Annotated in this window: 19 protein-coding genes; 9 read left to right on the top strand and 10 right to left on the bottom strand. The window is 50.2% G+C overall.

The features are described 5' to 3' along the window. Nucleotides 1–32: 32 nt before the first annotated feature. The 8 genes from WG68_RS05105 to ccoN form a co-directional block, all read right to left on the bottom strand. A complete protein-coding gene (locus WG68_RS05105) occupies nucleotides 33–707 on the bottom strand; it encodes a sulfite exporter TauE/SafE family protein (protein WP_046556553.1) in 675 nt (224 codons plus the stop codon). Beyond that, nucleotides 704–883, bottom strand: a complete 180-nt coding sequence (gene ccoS, locus WG68_RS05100; protein ID WP_046556552.1) for a cbb3-type cytochrome oxidase assembly protein CcoS — start codon at nucleotides 881–883, stop codon at nucleotides 704–706. The genes WG68_RS05105 and ccoS overlap by 4 nt, the downstream gene beginning before the upstream one ends. Nucleotides 884–894: 11 nt before the next feature. Then, the gene (locus WG68_RS05095; RefSeq protein ID WP_046556551.1) at nucleotides 895–3,276 is read right to left on the bottom strand and encodes a heavy metal translocating P-type ATPase; all 2,382 of its coding nucleotides are present in this window, start codon (nucleotides 3,274–3,276) and stop codon (nucleotides 895–897) included. 33 nt (nucleotides 3,277–3,309) lie between these two features. Then, a complete protein-coding gene (locus tag WG68_RS05090) occupies nucleotides 3,310–3,795 on the bottom strand; it encodes a FixH family protein (protein ID WP_046556550.1) in 486 nt (161 codons plus the stop codon). A 77-nt stretch (nucleotides 3,796–3,872) separates the two neighbouring features. Then, on the bottom strand, nucleotides 3,873–4,847 hold the full coding sequence (locus tag WG68_RS05085; protein WP_046556549.1) for a c-type cytochrome: 975 nt from the start codon (nucleotides 4,845–4,847) through the stop codon (nucleotides 3,873–3,875). Continuing rightward, on the bottom strand, nucleotides 4,840–5,022 hold the full coding sequence (locus WG68_RS05080) for a cbb3-type cytochrome oxidase subunit 3 (RefSeq protein ID WP_046556548.1): 183 nt from the start codon (nucleotides 5,020–5,022) through the stop codon (nucleotides 4,840–4,842). The genes WG68_RS05085 and WG68_RS05080 overlap by 8 nt, the downstream gene beginning before the upstream one ends. 5 nt (nucleotides 5,023–5,027) lie before the next feature. Then, a complete protein-coding gene (ccoO, locus tag WG68_RS05075; RefSeq protein WP_046556547.1) occupies nucleotides 5,028–5,636 on the bottom strand; it encodes a cytochrome-c oxidase, cbb3-type subunit II in 609 nt (202 codons plus the stop codon). A gap of 9 nt (nucleotides 5,637–5,645) precedes the next feature. After that, entirely contained in the window at nucleotides 5,646–7,073 is a 1,428-nt protein-coding gene (ccoN, locus tag WG68_RS05070; RefSeq protein ID WP_046556546.1) for a cytochrome-c oxidase, cbb3-type subunit I, read from the bottom strand. A gap of 279 nt (nucleotides 7,074–7,352) precedes the next feature. Between ccoN and WG68_RS05060 the strand changes: the two genes are divergently transcribed. Continuing rightward, a complete protein-coding gene (locus tag WG68_RS05060) occupies nucleotides 7,353–7,760 on the top strand; it encodes a hypothetical protein (protein ID WP_046556544.1) in 408 nt (135 codons plus the stop codon). Beyond that, complete coding sequence (locus WG68_RS19800) at nucleotides 7,735–8,052, top strand: hypothetical protein (RefSeq protein ID WP_235357673.1); 318 nt, start codon at nucleotides 7,735–7,737, stop codon at nucleotides 8,050–8,052. Before WG68_RS05060 ends, WG68_RS19800 begins: the two co-directional genes overlap by 26 nt. Nucleotides 8,053–8,080: 28 nt before the next feature. Here the strand turns inward: WG68_RS19800 and WG68_RS05050 are convergent, their stop codons facing one another. Together WG68_RS05050 and gap are read right to left on the bottom strand one after the other, a co-directional pair. Continuing rightward, a complete protein-coding gene (locus WG68_RS05050) occupies nucleotides 8,081–8,950 on the bottom strand; it encodes a D-hexose-6-phosphate mutarotase (RefSeq protein WP_046556543.1) in 870 nt (289 codons plus the stop codon). 19 nt (nucleotides 8,951–8,969) lie between these two features. Further along, nucleotides 8,970–9,974: a type I glyceraldehyde-3-phosphate dehydrogenase gene (gene gap, locus WG68_RS05045; RefSeq protein ID WP_046556542.1), complete on the bottom strand. Its 1,005-nt coding sequence runs from the start codon at nucleotides 9,972–9,974 to the stop codon at nucleotides 8,970–8,972. Between the two features lie 224 nt (nucleotides 9,975–10,198). Here gap and malQ point away from each other — a divergent pair, with 224 nt between their 5' ends. The 7 genes from malQ (at nucleotide 10,199) to WG68_RS05010 (ending at nucleotide 20,250) form a co-directional block, all read left to right on the top strand. Continuing rightward, nucleotides 10,199–12,388 carry a 4-alpha-glucanotransferase gene (gene malQ, locus WG68_RS05040; protein ID WP_046556541.1) on the top strand — a complete coding sequence of 730 codons (2,190 nt, stop codon included), beginning with the start codon at nucleotides 10,199–10,201 and terminating at the stop codon, nucleotides 12,386–12,388. 51 nt (nucleotides 12,389–12,439) lie between these two features. Continuing rightward, nucleotides 12,440–14,632 carry a 1,4-alpha-glucan branching protein GlgB gene (glgB, locus tag WG68_RS05035; RefSeq protein ID WP_052748969.1) on the top strand — a complete coding sequence of 731 codons (2,193 nt, stop codon included), beginning with the start codon at nucleotides 12,440–12,442 and terminating at the stop codon, nucleotides 14,630–14,632. After that, on the top strand, nucleotides 14,632–16,713 hold the full coding sequence (gene glgX / locus WG68_RS05030) for a glycogen debranching protein GlgX (RefSeq protein ID WP_046556540.1): 2,082 nt from the start codon (nucleotides 14,632–14,634) through the stop codon (nucleotides 16,711–16,713). The genes glgB and glgX overlap by 1 nt, the downstream gene beginning before the upstream one ends. A gap of 129 nt (nucleotides 16,714–16,842) precedes the next feature. Further along, nucleotides 16,843–18,372, top strand: coding sequence for an NADP-dependent phosphogluconate dehydrogenase (gndA, locus tag WG68_RS05025; protein ID WP_046556539.1), 1,530 nt, complete (start codon nucleotides 16,843–16,845; stop codon nucleotides 18,370–18,372). Beyond that, nucleotides 18,369–19,571 (top strand): formate-dependent phosphoribosylglycinamide formyltransferase, encoded by a 1,203-nt coding sequence (purT, locus tag WG68_RS05020; protein WP_200897539.1) that lies wholly within the window; start codon nucleotides 18,369–18,371, stop codon nucleotides 19,569–19,571. The genes gndA and purT overlap by 4 nt, the downstream gene beginning before the upstream one ends. A 103-nt stretch (nucleotides 19,572–19,674) precedes the next feature. Then, on the top strand, nucleotides 19,675–19,953 hold the full coding sequence (locus tag WG68_RS05015; protein ID WP_046556638.1) for a type II toxin-antitoxin system RelE/ParE family toxin: 279 nt from the start codon (nucleotides 19,675–19,677) through the stop codon (nucleotides 19,951–19,953). A gap of 9 nt (nucleotides 19,954–19,962) precedes the next feature. Further along, a complete protein-coding gene (locus WG68_RS05010; protein WP_046556538.1) occupies nucleotides 19,963–20,250 on the top strand; it encodes a HigA family addiction module antitoxin in 288 nt (95 codons plus the stop codon). Nucleotides 20,251–20,298: the final 48 nt, after the last annotated feature.

Below are 20,298 nucleotides of genomic sequence, written 5' to 3'. Positions count from 1 at the left end.
CCCTGATTGTTCCTGAAATTTATTGTCACAGCTTAAAAAACCAGCCTTTTTAAAGCAAGGTATATCGTATAAATACCATAAATAGCTAATATGCCGGCAGCAGTATAACGAACTTCTGGCCGGTTTTTAAATTTGCTCAGGTTGCTGGCCAGGCTGCCAAAACTCAATAGGGCCGGCAAGGTGCCAATACCAAAACACAACATAATTAGTGCTCCCTGGCTGGCACTGCCACTGGCCAGGCTCCAGCCCAGGGTAGAATAAACCAGACCGCAAGGTAGCCAGCCCCAACATAAACCATAGCCGTAGGCCCTCGGCAGGCTGTTAAGTGGCATCAACTTCTGACTCAGCGGTTTAACCCAGGCCCACAGATGCTGGCCGCCGCGTTCCAGCAGGGTTAAACCAAACCATAGCCTGGCAATGTACAGTGCCATTAGCAATAACAGGATGCCGGCGACTAAGCGTAACCACAGCAAAGAGGCACCGGCCAGCGCCATCGCCTGTACTCCAAAGTAGCCTACCAGGCCACCCAGCAGGGTGTAGGTGGTTAACCGCCCCAGGCTTAGCAGCAACTGCATACTCAGTTTCCAGCCAAAGCTACGCTGGGGAATAGCTAATTGTAATGCGGCCACTATGCCGCCACACATCACGATACAATGGCTGCTACCGAGTAAACCAATCAGTAATGCAGCAAGCAAATCGGCACTCATTTATCGCGGTTATCCTGCCTGGGCTGCTTTTCCTGCTGGTCTTCGTCAAACAAGATACTAAAGCCTTCCTTGTCGAGATCTTCAAACTGTTTACTGCGCACTGCCCAGAAAAAAATAGCCAGGCCGAGCATTACAAATAAAATGGCGATAGGAATTAAGACGTAAATAATACTCATTTTTCAGCGACTCATTTTTTCAGAAGCCTGAGCGAGTTAGACACCACCAGCAAAGAGCTGAATGACATGCCTAATACCGCTATGTAGGGCGACACAAAACCTGCTACTGCCAATGGAATAATAATCAGGTTGTAGCCAACCGACCAGGCGAGGTTCTGCTTGATAATCCGGCTGGTTTGCCTGCCACCCTGCAGTAACTGCTGAACTAAATTCAGCTGCGGTTGCAACAATAACACATCTGCCTGACTTTTTGATAAATCACTACCGGAATGCACGGCGACGGAAATATGTGCGGCGTTAAAAGCGGGGCTGTCGTTGATACCATCACCCAGCATCAGCACCTTATGTGATTGCGCCACCAAATGTTGAATATGTGCTACTTTTTGCTCCGGATTACAGCCTTTGTAGCAAAAATCCAGCTGTAATAAAGCGCTAAGTTGCTCGGGCTGGTTTGAGCTGTCGCCTGTCAGCATGCCAACCTTTAAACCTTGTTGCTGCAGGTTTGTTACCAGTGTCGCCACTTCAGCGCGTAGTTCATCCGCCAGACTTATGGCGGCCAGTGGCTGATTGTCCAGACTGAGATACACCATGGCATTGTTTAGGGCTGTTTGCTGGCAAAAGGCCGCGCTGCCGACTTTAAGTTGCTGTCCTTGCCAGTTAGCACTGATGCCCTGGCCGATGTGAATGCTAATGTCAGACAGTGGCAGGATTTCTGTTAAGTAGCGGCTAAAGGCTGCAGCAATAGGGTGCTCGGAGTATTGTTCCAGGTTTGCAATCAGGTTAAGTACTTCTGGCTTGCTATAGGCTGTTGTTAACAGCTGACAGTGGGTGACGGAAAAATGGCCGGCAGTCAGGGTGCCGGTTTTATCCAGCACGATATGGCTGATTTGCGGCAGCATCTCCAGTGCCTGACTATTTTTAATCATAATGCCGCGTTTATTTAACTGGGCTAATGCACAGGTGATGGCTGTTGGTGTTGCCAGGCTTAAGGCGCAGGGGCAGGTAGCAACCAGTACTGACAGGGTTACCCAGAATGCCCGGCTGCTGTCGAGCCAGAAATACCACAGCAAAAAGGTAGCTAGGGCAATAAGCAGCAGGCGCTCGACAAAATACTTCGCCAGCTGATCGGTTTTTTCAACCAGCTTCGGTTTTTGATGCAGTGCCTGTTGCTGCAACTGAATTATCTGGCCAAGCCTGGAGCGTTGCAATGGCTGCTGCACTTGCACCGTTAATACGCCATCGTGGTTCACGCTGCCCGCCAGCACCTCGTCACCGGGCTGCTTGGGTACCGGCAAATATTCACCGCTAAGCATCGACTCATCTACCGAACTGTGGCCTGTCAGCACTTTGCCATCCGCTGCCAGGGTTTCGCCGGCTTTAACCAGAATAATATCACCGGCTTGCAAGCGGCGGGCTGAACAGCTGCTTAGCGTTTCATCCTGTAACAAAGTGGCGGTCACCGGCATGATTTTTAATAGATTACTGGTTGAATCCCTGGCGCGGGCGCGGGCCCTGAACTCAAAAAATTTACCCAGTTGCAGTAAAAAGGTAAACATACAAACCGACTCAAAATAGACCTCACCCGTTTGAAATACCGTGGCCCAGGCCGACGCAAAAAATGTGTAATACAACGCCAGGCTAACCGGCACATCCATATTCATTTGCCGTGCTTTAATACTGCGCCAGGCGCTACTGACAAAAGGCAGGGCGGCATACAACACCACGGGCAACGTTAATAGCATACTAATCCAGCGTAAATAGCCCTCATGTGATGGCTCTATACCGCTGTATTCGCCAAAATACAAGGCAAAGGCCAGCATCATAACCTGCATAGTCATAATGCCGGATACCGCCAGTCGCTTCAGGTAGCGGTTTAATTCCTGCTTAAACTGCTGCTCTTGCTCATCAGCAATAAAGGGGCTGGCCTGATAACCCAACTGGTTAATCAGCAGCATAATCTGACTTAGCGGCAATTGTTCAGGATGCCAGCTGAGCAGAGCTCGCTGAGTTGACGAATTAATACTGACTTTGCTTACGGCGGGTTGTTTCTTTAACTGTTTTTCAATTAGCCAGGCGCAGGCCGCGCAACTCATACCGCTGATCGACAGTTCAATTTCTGTCATGTCCTGCTGTTGGTAACTGATGTCAGCCAGTACATCGGCGCTGTCATATTGTTGCAGCTTGTTTTGCAATTCAGCGGGCACCAGTTCGGCCTTAACCGCCGCCTCGGTGCGAAATTTGTAGTAATCAGCCAGGCCGCTGTCAATAATGGTTTCGGCCACCGCCTGGCAACCGGCACAACAGAATAGCGCTTGCTCTGCATCAATTTGCAACTGAAAGCGCTCGCCGGTCAGGACGGGTTCATGGCAATGATAACAACGAGATATAGCCAAGGCGGCCTCTGCTTAGCTTTGCTAAAATGCCGGCTAATAGCCGAGCTTAATTTCTTGCTCAGCGGGCAGGGTGGTTGTCACCCGCAGTTTCCATTGTTTGCTGTCATCAGTAACGTTGATCCGCCATCTGCCGGTAGGGGTAAGCGGTAAGGTTGCTACATACAACAGCTCGCCACTGCGCTTGGCGTCGACAGCAAAATCCTGCTCTGCCAGGGTTGGGTGATAAAAATCCAGATGAATGCTGTCGTCTAATACGGCATTTTCGGCAAAACGCACAACCGCCCGGTTACCAGCGATCAGTACAGTAGCATTTAGATTGCGCAGCGCCGCTTCACGGTATTTGGATAACTGTAAATTGATATTTTTCCCCGCCTGATAGTAATCATCAACAACCATACTCGGCGGATTTTGTTGCATCAGCACAACGGCGTAAATCGCCCGCAATGCGGTGACCACTGGAATGGCAATCAGGATCCAGGGCCAGACTTGCTTATACCAGGGTTTTGTATCCAGCTGCATAGTTACCTCTTGCTTGATAATACTAAGCCCCTTTACGGGGCTTAGTGTCATTTTGCCTGATTTTCAGCCAGCGCTAGTTACCGTTTATCTTCCGGGTTGGATAACCGGTAAACATAAGCGGTTAAGATATGAACTTTATCTTCACCTAAAGTATCTTTAAACGCAGGCATCACGCCAAAACGGCCATGGATCAGGCTTTCTTCAATGGCTGATGCTGAACCGCCGTACAGCCAGATGTTGTTGGTCAGGTTAGGCGCCCCAAATGGCAGGTTATGCGCCACACTACCTTTGCCATCAGCACCGTGGCAAGCAGCACATAAACCGAATTTGGCTTGACCGGCACTGGCTAGCTGATCGTTTACCGCCCGGCCAGATAAGCTAAGTACGTAGGCCGTCATTTCTTTAATGCCTTGATCACCCAGGGCGGCTTGCCAACCTGGCATGGCCGCTCTGCGACCATAGAGCAGGGTTTCTTTAATTTTATCCGGCGAGCCACCATACAGCCAGTCGTTGTCTGTCAGGTTTGGATAGCCGCGCTGACCGCGGGCATCTGAACCATGACACAAGGCGCAATTTTGTAAGAACAAACGTTGGCCAATTTTCAAGGCGTCGGCATCATAGGCCAGGTCCAGCACGTCACGTTTAGCAAATTGTTGGAATACCGGCCCATATACGGCATCTGCCGTGGCGTTTTCAGCGTCCAGTTGCACATAACGACCATCTGCTTTCGCCTGTTCCACTGCGGCCCGTGATTCGGCCAGACTTTTAATGCCCTGGTTAGAGCTGGTCCAGTTTAGAAAACCTGGCCAGTTACCCAGGCCCGGATAGGCCGCCAGATAAAACACTGACCAGATCAGGGTGGCATAAAACATGTAAGTCCACCACTTTGGCAGCGGGTTGTTGACCTCTTCCAGGCCATCAACTTCATGGCCGGTAGTTTCGTCTTCCGGCACGCCAACGTAGTTGGTTAAATTCCAGCGCAGTAAAACAAAGCAGCCAATCAGCACCGGTAAAGTTAAAACGATGATCCAAGCACTCCAAAAGCTACTCATGATCTGACTCCCGTTTGGTTTCTTGTTCTTTTGATTTTGGTTCGTCGTCAAATACCAGGTTAGCGGCTTCGTCAAAATCTTTCTTACGTTTCTTACTGTAAGCCCAGATAACGAAAGCCACAAAGCCGACAAACAAAATCACGGTTAAAATGCTATGAACTGTTGCAAATTCCATAATGGTTACTTCAACGCCGTGCCGAGAGATTGCAAGTAAGCAATCAGGGCTTCCATTTCAGTTTTACCCTTAACTGCATCCGCGGCGCCGGCAATGTCCTCATCTGTATAAGGCACGCCAAAACCACGGAAGATTTCAAGTTTGCGGGCTGTGTATTTGCCATCCAGGAGGTTGCGGTCTAACCAGGGATACCCCGGCATATTCGACTGCGGTACCACTGAACGCGGGTCCATTAAATGGGCATAATGCCAATCATCGCTATAACGCTCTCCCACCCGGGCTAAATCTGGCCCGGTGCGTTTTGAACCCCATAAAAATGGGTGTTCCCAGACGCTTTCGCCTGCCACTGAATAGTGGCCATAGCGTTCAACCTCTGCCCGGAACGGGCGGATCATCTGACTATGGCAATTGGTACAGCCTTCGCGGATGAAAATATCCCGACCTTCCATTTGCAAAGCAGTGTAGGGGGTTAAACCGTCTATCGGCTGTTTGGTTTCTTCCATAAACATCAGTGGCGTAATCTGTACCAGAGTACCGAAACTGATGGCAATTACGGTGAAAATGCCCAACAAGCCAACACTCTTCTCAATTTTTTCGTGATGATTCTTCGACATGACGCCCCCTTATGCCGCTGCAGGCACAGCTTGTGCCACTTCATCTTTACTACGGACGGTTTTGTATACGTTGTATGCCATAATCAACATACCGGCTACTACGAATACCCCACCAATAAAGCGCATCAGATAGAAAGGCATAGACGCTTCAAGGCTTTGCACAAAACTGTAGGTAAGGGTGCCGTCAGTGTTCACTGCGCGCCACATCATGCCCTGCATAATGCCGGAGATCCACATGGCGACGATGTACAACACCACGCCAATAGTGTGCAACCAGAAGTGAGTATTGATCAGCTTAGTACTGTACATACCTGCCTTGAAATAGACTACTGGTATCAGGTGATACATGGCACCAATCGAAATCATCGCTACCCAGCCCAGAGCACCAGAATGCACATGGCCAACGGTCCAGTCAGTATAGTGCGACAGCGCATTCACCGATTTGATGGCCATCATTGGCCCTTCAAAGGTTGACATACCGTAGAACGACAACGACACAATCAGGAAGCGTAATATCGGGTCAGTTTTCAGTTTATGCCAGGCGCCGGATAAGGTCATGATACCGTTGATCATGCCGCCCCAGCTTGGTACAAACAGGATAATTGACATTACCATACCTAACGATTGCGTCCAGTCAGGCAGGGCAGTGTAGTGCAAGTGATGCGGGCCAGCCCAGATGTACAGCGCAATCAGCGCCCAGAAGTGGACAATAGATAAGCGGTAAGAATACACCGGCCGTCCGGCTTGCTTAGGTACAAAATAGTACATCATACCCAGGAAACCGGCCGTTAACAGGAAACCTACTGCATTATGGCCATACCACCACTGCACCATGGCATCTACAGCACCGGCGTATATTGAATAGGATTTAAACAGATTCAGCGGCACCACCATGCTGTTAACAATATGCAGGGCTGCAACAGTGATAATAAAGCCGCCATAGAACCAGTTAGCCACATATATGTGGCTGGTTTTACGTTTTACCAGAGTGCCAAAAAACACAATGGCAAAGGACACCCAGACGATGGTGATCAGAATATCGATGGGCCATTCCAGCTCGGCATACTCTTTGCTTTGGCTCATGCCCAGCGGTAACGTGATGACGGCCAGCACAATAACGGTCTGCCAACCCCAAAAAGTAAACATTGCCAGCTTTTCAGCAAACAGCCTGACCTGACAAGTTCGTTGCACGATAAAATAACAGGTCGCGAACAATGCGCTGGTAGCAAAGGCAAATATAACCGCATTGGTGTGCAATGGGCGCAGTCGGCTGTAAGTCAGCCAGGGAGTGTCAAAGTTTAACGCTGGCCAGTATAACTGTGCCGCGATTAATAAACCCACCACCATGCCAATAATACCCCAAAAAACGGTAGTGATGGCAAAGAGGCGGACCACGCTATAGTTGTATTCAACATTTAACGGTTTTGTCTGGCTCATGTTGAGTTCCGTTGCTGCTTTTGCTGGTTACTAAAATCCACCTTAAGGTGGCCCTTTTATTATAAAGTGGGCAGCTGACAATACATTTAGATTGCCGCTGCAGCCACAGGATTTCGGTCGCAATAATACGAGTTTTGCCTTTTAAAAGATAGGACAACTCACTCATTTTATGACGTAGAACAAAGTCGCTGCTTAATAAATAGTCAATTGTAGCCGCTATTTAGCGCTTTCGCTGAAAAGCCGTTACAATGGCGTTTTTCTTTAACCATATTAGCCATCATGCCAAATTGGGTAAGCCTTTGCTGTGGTTTTTTGTTGTTGACGGCTTGTCAGCCAGCGCCGGTAGATCACAGCAGCCACTTGTTATTTCAGCGAGACACAATACTACTTAGCTTGTCGCCGGCCAGTGCGCCTGTTGAAACGCCGTTAATACTTCGTATCAGCAGTGGCTTGGCTATTGAAGCGATTAGCGCCGACGTAGCTGGCGTTAATATGTTTATGGGCCGGATCCCTCTTCGTTTTCAGAAGCTTACTACGCAAAAGGGCGATGAGGCAGAGCAATGGCAAGCCGAGTTTTTGTTGGGCGCCTGCAGCGATCCGGCAATGTTATGGCAACTGAACGTGACGCTACAGTTCGCAGATGGTACAAAACTCATCTTAAATGAAAGGTTTAGTTCAAGTTGGTAAAAAGGTGATTTTAAAGCTTGTCAGCTGGCTAAAATTTGTTCAGTATAAGCAGGCGAAACAGACAGCGGCTAACGCTTTTACCACTCAGAGGTTAATAGTTATGACCAGTGAATTTGTCCGCAATATACATTTAGCAACCGCCCAGCAGCTTAGAGATCAAGGCGCTGATTTATATGGAATTGTAGAGCATTTTGAAAGCGTTTTTATGCCGCAGGATGAATTGCCGGAACTGTTGGATCAGTTAGGTTACCAGCAGCAGGATTTAAAGCAGTTTTTGCAAGGTCAGCTGTAGCGTGAACCGTAGCAGCTAACACACTAAATTAGTTAAGCTGCAGGCTTTGCATAAGGTGCAATTTGCGCCAGGTGGTTACATCCAGGCTGGCGCTCTCAACACAAACAAACTCGGTAAAGCCGTGATCTGCCATATCGGGCAGGTCGCGGCTTTTTTGTTGCCAGGGGTTCCAGATAATACTGGCATCCTGGCCTTGCTGGCCAATAGTTATTTGCCGCTTATTGTCTGTAAGCTGCAATTGGCCGCCAGTGTGAAAATAAATCCGATCAGTTTCAGCTGCAAAGCGGGTATCACCGCTGGCAGTGGATTGCTCAGTGTTACTGACTTTATCAAAATAATGCGGGCTTAAGCCGCTAACCGCGCTATCAGTGATGCTACCCACCCGCAAATAACTGTGCAGTGCGGCCTGTTGGTACAATGGTGTATCGCAGTCTAATTGGATGTCTATGCCAGAGGCACTAAGGGTAAGCGTTAAGGTGAGGCTGACTGCCTGTTGTTCTGCTGTGGCTGATGGCCATAGCGTGGCTGGTATATCGTCAATCGTGATAAACAGGGTGACGCTTGTCGCCTCGCTGGTGGCAGAGCTGTGCTGTAACTGCCACAGCCGGTTGCGCACCAGGCCGTGATTGGGCAGCGACCGCTGCTCTGGGTTAATTGTACTATTGGCCGGGCCAAACCAGGGCCAGCAAACCGGCACCCCGCCGCGAATAGCCGTAGCGTTATGCCACTGTGCTTTGCTGGATACCCAAAGCAACTCCTGACCAGGTACGGGCTGATAAGACAGAACCTGGCCGCCATATAACGATACCACCGCACTGGCTTCAGCAAATTGCAGTTTAAGGCAAGGTAAGTCGCTAAGCTGGGCAAAACCAGTCTGGGTGGTAATTTCTGTCTGCATTGTCAACAAGCCTGCAAGACTATTTCATCAGCTCAACCACATTATCTAACATGCGGTTACTAAAACCCCATTCATTGTCATACCACGACATCACTTTTACCAGCCGGCCATTAACCCGGGTTTCGGTGGCATCAAAGATAGACGACATCGGGTTGTGGTTAAAATCAACCGACACCAGTGGTAAATCGTTAACTGCCAACACCTGGTTCATCGGGCTTTGCGCTGCCGCCGCGCGGATAATATCGTTGACTTCGTCAATGCTGGTATTCCGTCCGGCGATAAAGGTTAAATCAACCAGCGATACATTCAGGGTTGGTACCCGTACGGCTAAACCGTCAAACTTGCCTTTAAGTTCAGGTACTACCAAACCTACTGCCGCAGCAGCGCCGGTTTTGGTGGGGATCATCGACATGGCTGCGGCACGGGCGCGGCGCACATCGGTGTGATACACATCACTTAAACGCTGGTCATTGGTATAAGCATGAATAGTGGTCATTAAGCCTGACTCAATCCCCAGTGCATCTGATAACGGCTTGGCAATCGGCGCCAGACAGTTAGTGGTGCAGGACGCATTGGAGATAATGGTCATTTGTGGGGTAATAACCTGATGGTTAACGCCGTATACTATCGTCGCATCAACATCTTTACCGGGTGCGGAAATAATCACTTTTTTAGCGCCTGCGGTTAAATGGGCGCCGGCGGTTTTGCGATCAGTAAATAAGCCGGTACACTCTAATACAACATCGACCTGCAGCTCGGCCCAGGGTAAGTCAGCCGGGTTACGCACGCTTAAGGTTTTAATCTGGTCATCGTTGACATAAATAGCGCTGTCGTCATGTGATACGCTGGCAGCGAAAATACCATGCGCTGTGTCATACTTCAGCAAATGAGCATTTATGGCAGCGTCGCCTAAATCGTTAATGGCAACAATTTTAATATCGTAATTTTTGCTGCTTTCATATAAAGCACGTAACACGTTGCGGCCAATGCGGCCAAAGCCATTAATTGCAACCCGAATAGACATAGTGACTCCAGAGTTAAAGTTGAAAGTGTTCAGGGTGAAAACGTATGCAGCCAATCGTATTCATCCAATATTGTGTAGTAAAATTACATTAATGCTGGCATTTTTCAAGTTTAAAACAGCATTAAATTGGTTTTTTGTAATTTAATAACGTAAATTGATTGGGCGTTGTTGTTGCCATCAACGGTAAAGCAATGTCAACTAACTGTTTTTAATAAGGAATAAAAATGGACGCCGCGCTTCTGGCCGAACTGGTTGCTTTTTCCGGGATTGAAACCGAATTTAATGATGCCTGGGGTAACCCCACTGAGGTGGCTGTTGCTGATCAATTAGCGCTGCTGGCTGCCCAAGGCTTTAATATAGCAGATGATGCTGCCGCCCGGGCTGAACTGACTGAGCGACAACTGGATTTCTGGCAGCAAATTCTCTCGCCAGTATCGGTGCAATTACTGGGCGAGCCAGTTAGCTTTGAACTGCAGGTGCCATTGGTTCTGGCCAATAATCGCTTTGATTTCACGCTACAAACTGAGCAGGGCGACAGCCATCAGTTCAGCACCGAGCCGGTTGCCGGCGAATTGGTGCAGGTTGCAATGCTTGGTGATGAAGAATATCAGCAGTATCAGCATGTGCTTGATTTTCAGTTTGAGCCGGGCTATCACACCCTGACATTAACCTGCAGCGACACCGGCTTTAGTTTCGCACAGCGTTTAATTATCAGCCCGGGTAAGTGTTATCAGCCGCCGCAGTTTAACCAGCAAAAACAGTGGGGCGTGTCGGTGCAGTTATATGGCCTGCGCTCAGCACGTAACTGGGGTATTGGTGATTTCAGTGACTTAAGCACTCTGGTGGCTTATTTGGCGGCGCAAGGCGCTGACTTTGTAGGGTTAAACCCCATTCATGCGCTGTATCCGGCCATGCCGGAAAATGCCAGTCCGTACAGCCCGTCGTCGCGCCGCTGGCTGAATATTATTTACATCGATGTTACGGCCATGCCGGGCTTTGGGGAGTGCAGCAAAACCCAAAGTCTGGTCACAGCGCCTGATTTTAATGCGACGCTGGCAGCGCAGCGGGCGCGTGATTGGGTCGATTACAGCGGTGTGTTGCAGTTGAAGCTGCCGGTAATGCACAGCCTGTATCAGTGGTTTGTGCAGCACTGCGGCAAAGAAGCGCATTTAGCGGCTGAGTTTGCCGAATTTAAAGCACAGGGCGGCGATAGCCTGCAGCAACTGGCGTTATACGACGCGCTGCATGCCGTTTTAATTAAGCAAGACAGCCAGCACTGGGGCTGGCCAAACTGGCCGGAACAATACCGCGACCCACAAAGTGAGGCCGTGCAGCAGTTTGCCAAGGATCATCAGCAACAACTGGATTTTTACTGCTACCTGCAATTTATTGCCCAGCAACAATTAAAAGCTGCGCAGCAGCAAGCCAAAACGGCCGGTATGTTATTAGGCCTGTACCGTGATTTAGCCGTAGGGGTAAGTGACGCTTCAACGGAGATTTGGGGCAACAGCGATTTATATTGTCGCCAGGCCAGTGTTGGCGCGCCGCCAGATCCATTAGGCCCGGCCGGACAAAACTGGGGCTTGCCGCCAATGCAGCCATATCAGTTATTCAGCCAGGCTTACCAGCCGATGACTGACTTATTTCGCAGTAATATGCAGGACGCCGGCGCGCTGAGAATTGACCATGTGATGGCTTTGCTGCGGTTATGGTGGGTACCGAAGACTGCTGATAATGCCGGTGGCGGTGCTTATGTTTATTATCCGATCATGGATTTACTGGGCATTCTGGCGTTGGAAAGTCAGCGCCAGCAGGCGGTCATTATTGGCGAAGACTTAGGCACGGTGCCAGAGGGTATTCGCGAGCTGTTAGCTGAGTATGGTATTTATTCATACCGGGTATTCTTTTTTGAAACCGCAGCGGATGGCGGCTATATTTCGCCAGCGCATTATCCAGAGCAGGCGATGGCGACGCTAAGTACTCACGACTTACCGACCTTAATTGGTTTCTGGCATTGTGAAGATTTGAAACTGGGCCAGCAGCTGGGCTTATATAAAGACGAGCAACAGCTGCAGGGCTTGTATCAGCAGCGCCATGCCAATAAGCAGCAAATTCTGGACTCGTTGCACGGCCATGGTGTGTTGCCGGCTGATTATCCACGCAGTGTAGACAGCCTGGGTATGGATCGCACCCTGAATTATGCCATGCAGCGCCATCTGGCCGCTGGCAGCAGCCAGTTGTTATGCCTGCAACTGGAAGACTGGCTGGAAATGACTCAGCCGGTTAATGTGCCGGGTACCAGCGATGAATACCCGAACTGGCGGCGCAAATTAAGCCGTGAGCTGGAGCAGTGGACCGCTGAGCCACATATCCAGCAGCTGCTGGCTGAGCTGAATGCAGCGCGGGCCGGCTAACCCTAACTGCCGCTTACTCCTGAGACATTTAATTATTATAAGGACAACACTATGACATTAGCGCTATTACAGCAGGCAAACTGCGCCCATCCCTTTAAGGTGTTGGGCTGGCAAGCAAACCGCTATAGTGCCAAAGGCACAGGTATGCTGCTGCGAACCTATTTGCCGCATGCGCTAACGGTGGAAGCCTTTGAGTTAAAAACGGATAAAAGCCTGGGTAAGTTAGCGCCGCACCCGGAATTTAGCGGCGTGTTTGAACTGGTACTGGCCCGCAAACGCCCGGCCAGTGCTTATTATTTGCAGGTGAGCGATGCGCACAGCACCTACCGCTGCATAGACCCCTATCAGTTTCGGGAACAAGCGTTTTATGCGGTACACCATGTGCATAGCCAGCCGGAGAACTTATACCGGCAGTTAGGCGCTCAGCTGATTAGTCTTGAGCCTGAGGGTAAGCCGTTAACCGCTACCCGCTTTGCAGTGTATGCCCCAAATGCCAGCAGCGTCAGTTTAGTGGGCGATATGAATGGCTGGGATGGCCGTTGTCACCCGATGGAACGCACTGACTGCGGCCATTGGGTATTGGTGCTGCCAGAAGTGGGCAGTGGCGTACGCTATAAATTTGAAATTAAAGATAGTGTTGGCCAGGTACTGCCGCATAAAGCCGACCCTATAGCGTTTTACGCTGAGCAGTATCCGTCGCATGCTTCTGTGGTTTATGACCATAACCGTTATCAGTGGCAGGATAAAAGCTGGCGCGAGCGGCCGGCAGTTAACCCCTATCAGAGTGCAATGAGTATTTACGAGCTGCATATCGGCAGCTGGCGGCGCAAAGACGATAACCAGCCGTTAAATTATGCGGAACTGGCTGAGCAGCTTATTCCCTATTTAACCGAGATGGGCTACAGCCATCTGGAACTACTGCCGGTGATGGAGCACCCGTTTGATGGTTCCTGGGGTTATCAGCCGCTGGGCTTATTTGCACCCACCTCACGGTTTGGCTCACCGGATCAGTTTAAAGCCTTTGTTGATGCCTGCCATCAGGCCGGCATTGCAGTGATCCTGGATTGGGTGCCGGCGCATTTTCCAGAAGACGGCCATGGTTTAGCGAAGTTTGACGGTAGCCATTTATATGAATATGCCGATCCGCGCCGCGGCTGGCACCCTGACTGGAATTCCTGCATTTACGATTACGGTAAAGACTATGTGCGGCAGTTTTTGGTGGCCAGTGCCTTGTATTGGCTGGAGCATTTTCATATTGATGGTATCCGGGTAGATGCTGTGGCCTCGATGCTGTACTGGGATTACTCGCGCAACGAAGGCGAGTGGGTGCCAAATATTGATGGCGGCAACCATAATTATGAAGCGATCAGCCTGTTTAAATGGCTGAACCGTGAAGTGTATGGCAAATTTCCGCAGGCAATGACCATTGCCGAAGAGTCTACCTCATTTTCGCAGGTGTCCCGTCCGGTCGACAGTGGTGGCCTGGGCTTTGGCTTTAAATGGAATATGGGCTGGATGAATGACAGCCTGCGTTATATGAGTAAAGACCCGTCTTATCGCAAGTATCACCATAGCGATTTAACCTTTTCCATGGTGTATGCCTACAACGAAAACTTTATTTTGCCGTTATCGCACGATGAAGTGGTGCATGGTAAAGGCAGCTTAATTAATAAAATGCCGGGAGATGAATGGCAACAGGCAGCTAATTTACGCGCCTATATTGCCTTTATGTTTGGCCACCCAGGCAAAAAACTGAATTTTATGGGTAACGAGTTAGGGCAAAGCCGCGAGTGGAGCCATACTCAAAGCTTGGACTGGCATCTACTGGCTTATCCGAAGCATCAGGGAATTCAGCAGTTGTATCGCGATTTAAACCACAGCTATCAGCGCTGCAAACCATTGCACGAGCTGGACTACCAGCATGAGGGCTTTAGCTGGCTGGATCACAACGATTCTGAACACAGTACCCTGAGTTTTGTACGACGCGACAGCAAGGGTAATGCGATTTATGTGGTCGCTAATTTTACCCCCGTACCGCGTGATAATTTTATGCTTGGAGTAGAGCAAGCCGGAGAATATGAGGTTATTGTTAATACCGACAGCGAATATTACTGGGGTGGCAATTATGCGGTGGGTAGCTATTTACCCGCCTTAGCACCTGGCTGTCACGGTAAAGCCCAGGCTATCCGGTTAAATTTACCTGCTCTGGCCTGCTTATATCTACGGAAAAAGGACAATGGTTAATGAGCAATAGCAGTGCTACTACCGTGCCTTTACTAAAAACAGCTCATGGTGAAAGTTATCCACTGGGCCCCAGTAAAGTAGCCGATAATTGCTGGAATTTTGCCGTGTTTGCGCCTGATGCAACCGGCCTGACATTGTGTTTATATCAGCCCGACACCGAAGAAGAATTGGCCGAGCTGGTTTTTAGTGCCCGCACCGGCAGTCTCTGGCATTTGCAGGTGAGTGATATTAGCGATGGCACCTTGTATGCGTTAAAAGCCGATGGCCCGGCCAGCAGCAATGCCGGCTTGCGCTTTGACAATGCGCGGGTACTGATCGACCCATACGCCCGCAAGTTAAACCGGGCTCAGGTATGGCAAAGTGAGCAGTATCAGCAGAAAAGTCATCTGGCGCTGGCCAAAGGTGTGCTGGACCCCGCTGCCTTTGGCTGGCAAACCGCAGCTTTTGACTGGCAGAAAAGCACTAAGCCAAAAATTGCCCGCGAGAAAACCGTGATTTATGAGGCGCATGTTAAAGGGCTGACCATGTTGCACCCCGAGGTGCCAGAAGCCCTGCGCGGCACTTATCTGGGTTTGTGTCATGCCAGTATTATCGGCCATTTAAAGCAGTTAGGCGTAACCACAGTGCAGCTGTTGCCGGTAGCGGCCTTTATGGCCGAGCCACGGTTAACCGGCCTGGGGCTGACTAACTACTGGGGTTATAATCCGGTTAATTTTTTTGCGCCAGACCCGCGTTATCAGCTTGATGATGCCGTTGCTGAATTTAAACAGATGGTGCGCACATTACACCAGCACGGTATTGAAGTGATCCTGGATGTGGTGTTTAACCACAGTGCTGAAGCCGGTGAAGATGGCCCGGTACTGAGCTTTCGTGGCCTGGCCGATCGTCACTATTATTTGTTTCACAGCCATGCCAATATGGTGGATTATCAGAATTACTGCAATTTCACCGGCTGTGGTAATACCTTAAATATTGCCAACCCGGCGACCCAGCAACTGGTGATGGACGCATTACGCTATTGGTTAACCGAGATGCAGGTTGATGGTTTTCGCTTTGATTTAGCGGTTACCTTGGGCCGGGAACACAAACGGTTTAACCCTTTTGCCAGCTTTTTTCAGATTATTGCCCAGGATCCGCTAATCTCGCAGGCAAAATTAATTGCCGAGCCCTGGGATGTCGGGCCTTTTGGTTACCATCTGGGGCAATTTCCGGCAAACTGGTCTGAGCTTAACGACAAATGCCGCGATACCTTTCGTAGCTTCTGGCGCGGCGATAAAGGCGTACTGGCTGAATTTACCACCCGTTTGCTGGGCTCGCGCGATATTTTTCAAAAGCACCATAAGCCTGCCAGCTGCAGTGTTAACTACCTGACCTACCACGACGGCTTTACCCTGGAAGATTTAGTCAGCTACAGCGATAAGCATAACTGGCAAAATGGCGAGCAAAACCGCGATGGCCATAGCCACAATTTAAGCTGCAACCATGGGGTCGAGGGCCCAAGCAGCGATCCGCTGGTACTGGCCCGGCGCTATCAGCATAAGCGTAATCTGGCGGCCACCTTGTTGTTAAGCCAGGGCATGATCCATTGGTTGGGCGGCGATGAACTCAGCCACACTCAGGGCGGCAATAATAATGCTTATTGCCAGGATAATCCGATAAGCTGGCTGAACTGGCAGCTGAATGGCCAGCAGCAAAAGTTTCTGCAGTTTGTGCGCCAGTTACTGCAGCTGCGCCGCCACTTCAGCTGTTTGCAGCACATTTCACTGCTGGATGATCAATATCAGCTGCATGGCGATAAGCATCAAGTATGCTGGTTTTTAGCCGACGGCACCGAAAAGCAGCAACACGACTGGCATGACCCACAGCGGGCGATTTGTATTTTCCGCATTACCAATCGTCAAACTGGCAAGGCATTATTATTTGTATTTAACGGTGCAGAGCAATCCGTTGCCTTAAGCTTACCTGGTGAGGGCTGGCAACGGCTGTTTGACACGGCGCACAATGACGGCCTGGCCACTGACAGTAAAAGTATCGAAACTCGCTATTTGCAGGCGGCGCATAGCATCTCTGTCTGGCAGTAATGCTGATTGCATCTGTGGTGTAAGCCGGGCTGAAGGTTTATTGCTGCTTTTAGCTGGCTTTTACAGTAGAATGCCCGCCATTTTCCGAGCCTGTTGTTGGCTTAGCAACACTAAGTAAAGGATCGTCAGATGACAGATACAGCGCCACTTTGTGACATCGGTTTCGTTGGAGCCGGGGTGATGGGCAAAAACCTCATTTTAAACCTCGCCGACAATGGCTACCGGGTAGCGGCCTTTGATTTAGATCATCAGAAACTGGAAGCTGTATTAGCGCAGGACACAGCCGAGCGCGGCGACAAACCAGCGCGGGTGATTGGCTGCAGCTCTTACACTGAACTGTTATCGCGCTTGTCGGCGCCGCACTTAATCGTATTATCGGTACCTGCAGGTAAGCCGGTAGACGATATCTGTCATAAGCTGATTGATGCTGGCATTCAGGCCGACGACATTATTGTCGATACTGGTAACAGCCTGTGGACTGACACCGTGGCGCGTGAAAAACAATACGAAGGTAAGTTTATTTTCTTCTCTACGGCCGTATCCGGTGGGGAAGTGGGCGCTCGTTTTGGCCCCTCGTTAATGCCAAGTGGTGACCCTTACGCCTGGACCCGCATTAAACCGCTGTGGCAGGCGATAGCCGCCAAAGTTGACCCAGCCACCGGCAAACCGATAGAGCGCTTTGAGCCCGGTAACCCGGTAACTGAAGGCGAGCCTTGTGCCACCTACATTGGCCCCAGTGGCTCTGGCCACTACGTGAAAATGGTGCATAACGGTATTGAATATGCGGATATGCAGCTGATTTGTGAAGTGTATCAGGTGATGCGTGATGTGCTTAGCATGACCGCCACCGAGATTGCCGGGGTATTTAAAGGCTGGAATGAAGGGCCGCTTAACAGCTACTTAATTGGCATCAGTGCTGAAGTACTGGCCACTAAAGACTCGGAAACCGGCCTGCCGCTGGTAGATGTGATTATGGATAAAGCTGGCCAGAAGGGCACCGGCCTGTGGACTGCCGTCAGCAGCCTGCAACTGGGCAGCCCATCGCCCACCATTGCTGAAGCTGTATATGCCCGTTCGTTATCGGCCTTAAAACATGAGCGGGTAAAAGCGGCGACGGTACTGGCCGGCCCGGCCCAGAATTTAATCTCTGCCGAGCAGAAAGACGACATTATTCAGGCACTGCATGATGCTTTGTACTGCGCCAAAATATGCGTATACGCCCAGGGCTTTCATTTAATGAAAACAGCAGCCGACGAGCATGGCTGGCAGCTTAACTTTGCTGAAATAGCCAAAATCTGGCGCGCCGGCTGTATTATCCGGGCGGTATTTTTGCAATCTATTACCGATGCCTATGAGCGTAACGACGAGCTGGAAAACCTGTTGCTGGACCCGTTTTTCGCCAAACAAATTTCGGTGTACCAGCAAAATTGGCGCAAAGCGGTGGCTAATGCCACCCTGGCCGGCATTCCGGTAGCAGCCTTAAGCTCGGCCTTAAGTTACTACGACTCATATCGCACCGCAGTATTACCGGCCAACTTACTGCAGGGCCAACGTGATTATTTTGGCGCCCATACCTTTGAGCGCACCGATAAAGCCAAGGGCAAAATGTTCCATGTCGACTGGAGCAACCCGGCGCGGCCTATGGTGAAAATAAAATGACCAAATCAGATAGAATTAAGCAAATTGGTACCCCGGGTACGGCCAGCAGCACCAAGGTGTTGTTACTAGGCGCAGGCGAGCTGGGTAAAGAGCTGTGTATTGAGTTAAAACGCTATGGCTGTGAAGTGATAGCAGTTGATCGGTACCCCAATGCGCCGGCCATGCAAGTGGCCGACAAAGCCGTGGTGATGTCGATGCTGGATAATGCCGCGCTGCGCCAGTTGGTGATCAGTGAAAAGCCAGCGTTAATTGTGCCTGAGCTGGAAGCCATTGCCACCTCGGTATTGCTGGAACTGGAAGACTGCGGCTTTAACGTGGTACCCAGCGCCAAGGCAGTAAACCTGACCATGAACCGCGAAGGTATTCGCCGCTTAGCAGCTGAAGAGCTGGGCCTGGCAACCTCACCATTTCAGTTTGCCAGCGATAAAGACAGCTTTATCGCTGCAGTTAACGCCATTGGTTACCCCTGTGTGGTAAAACCAATAATGTCATCCAGTGGCAAAGGCCAGAGCGTGCTGCGTAGTGCCGCTGAGCTCGACGCCGCCTGGCATTATGCGCAGGAAGGTGGCCGCGCTGGCAAGGGCAGGGTAATAGTGGAAGGTTTTATTGACTTTGACTATGAAATAACCCTGTTAACCATCAATTCGCTGAGCGGTATTCAATATTGCGCGCCGATTGGCCATCGCCAGCAAAAGGGCGATTACCGTGAAAGCTGGCAGCCGCAAGCAATGAGCGACAGCGCGCTGGCAGAAGCCAAACGTTACGCCAAAGCCGTGGTTGAGGCCTTAGGGGGCCGCGGTTTATTCGGGGTTGAGCTGTTTATCAAAGGCGATAAGGTGTATTTCTCTGAGGTATCACCAAGACCACATGATACCGGCATGGTTACTCTGATATCGCAGCAGTTAAGCGAGTTTGCGCTGCACGCCCGCGCCATTTTGGGCCTGCCAATCCCACAGATCAAACAATACGGCCCGGCTGCCTCAGCCGTGTTGCTGGTACCTGGCCACAGCGCCGATATCCAGTATCAGGGGCTGGCGGCAGCGCTAAGTGAGCCGGATACCGAACTGCGTATTTTCGGTAAACCGGAAGTACAGGGCGAACGGCGAATGGGCGTAGCGCTGGCGCTGAGCGACACAGTAGAAGCGGCAACCGATAAAGCACTAAAGGTTATTAGCCAGTTAAAGGTAACGCTTAAGTAACGCGCAAAGCAGAATTATTACTACTGAAAAACCACCTGCGGGTGGTTTTTTAATTCTGGAGCTGGACATTGATACCTGATACGGCATGGGTTACACTTTTGCAATGATACGGAATTTCAAACACAAAGGCTTGGCTAAGTTTTTTAATACTGGCAGTACAGCTGGTATCCAAGTCGCTCATGCCAACAGGCTCAGGCTGATCCTCGGTCGTCTTAATGCGGCTACTTCAGCAAAAGATATGGATTTGCCGGGTCTAAAGTTGCATGAATTGGTTGGCAACAGAAAGGGTGTATGGTCAGTAACAGTAAGTGGAAACTGGCGTGTGACTTTTCTGTTTGTCGGCGCAGATGCCGATGTTGTTAATTATGAAGACTACCATTGAGGTATTACCATGCAAATGCATAATCCACCGCATCCCGGTGAAATTATTAAAGAACTTTGCCTTGAGCCGCTTGGTTTGTCTGTCACTGATGCCGCTGATGGCCTTGGCGTTAGTCGCAAAACCTTAAGTGCCATTATAAATGGCCGTGCCGGCATCAGCCCGGAAATGGCGGTGCGGTTGTCGATAGCCTTTGATACTTCTGCACAGAGCTGGCTGAACCAGCAGTCGCAATATGAACTCTGGCATGCTGAACAGAATAGAAGCAAGCTGCTGGTTAAAAAGTTAGTTGCAGCTTGATAGGACAACAGAAAGTATTTTTTTACTGAAACTTAGCCACGGCTTATC

The organism is Arsukibacterium ikkense, from assembly GCF_000987775.1.
Taxonomy (GTDB): domain Bacteria; phylum Pseudomonadota; class Gammaproteobacteria; order Enterobacterales; family Alteromonadaceae; genus Alishewanella; species Alishewanella ikkense.
The sequence above is the reverse complement of the archived record's forward strand: the minus strand, read 5'-3'. Positions and strand labels throughout refer to the sequence as shown.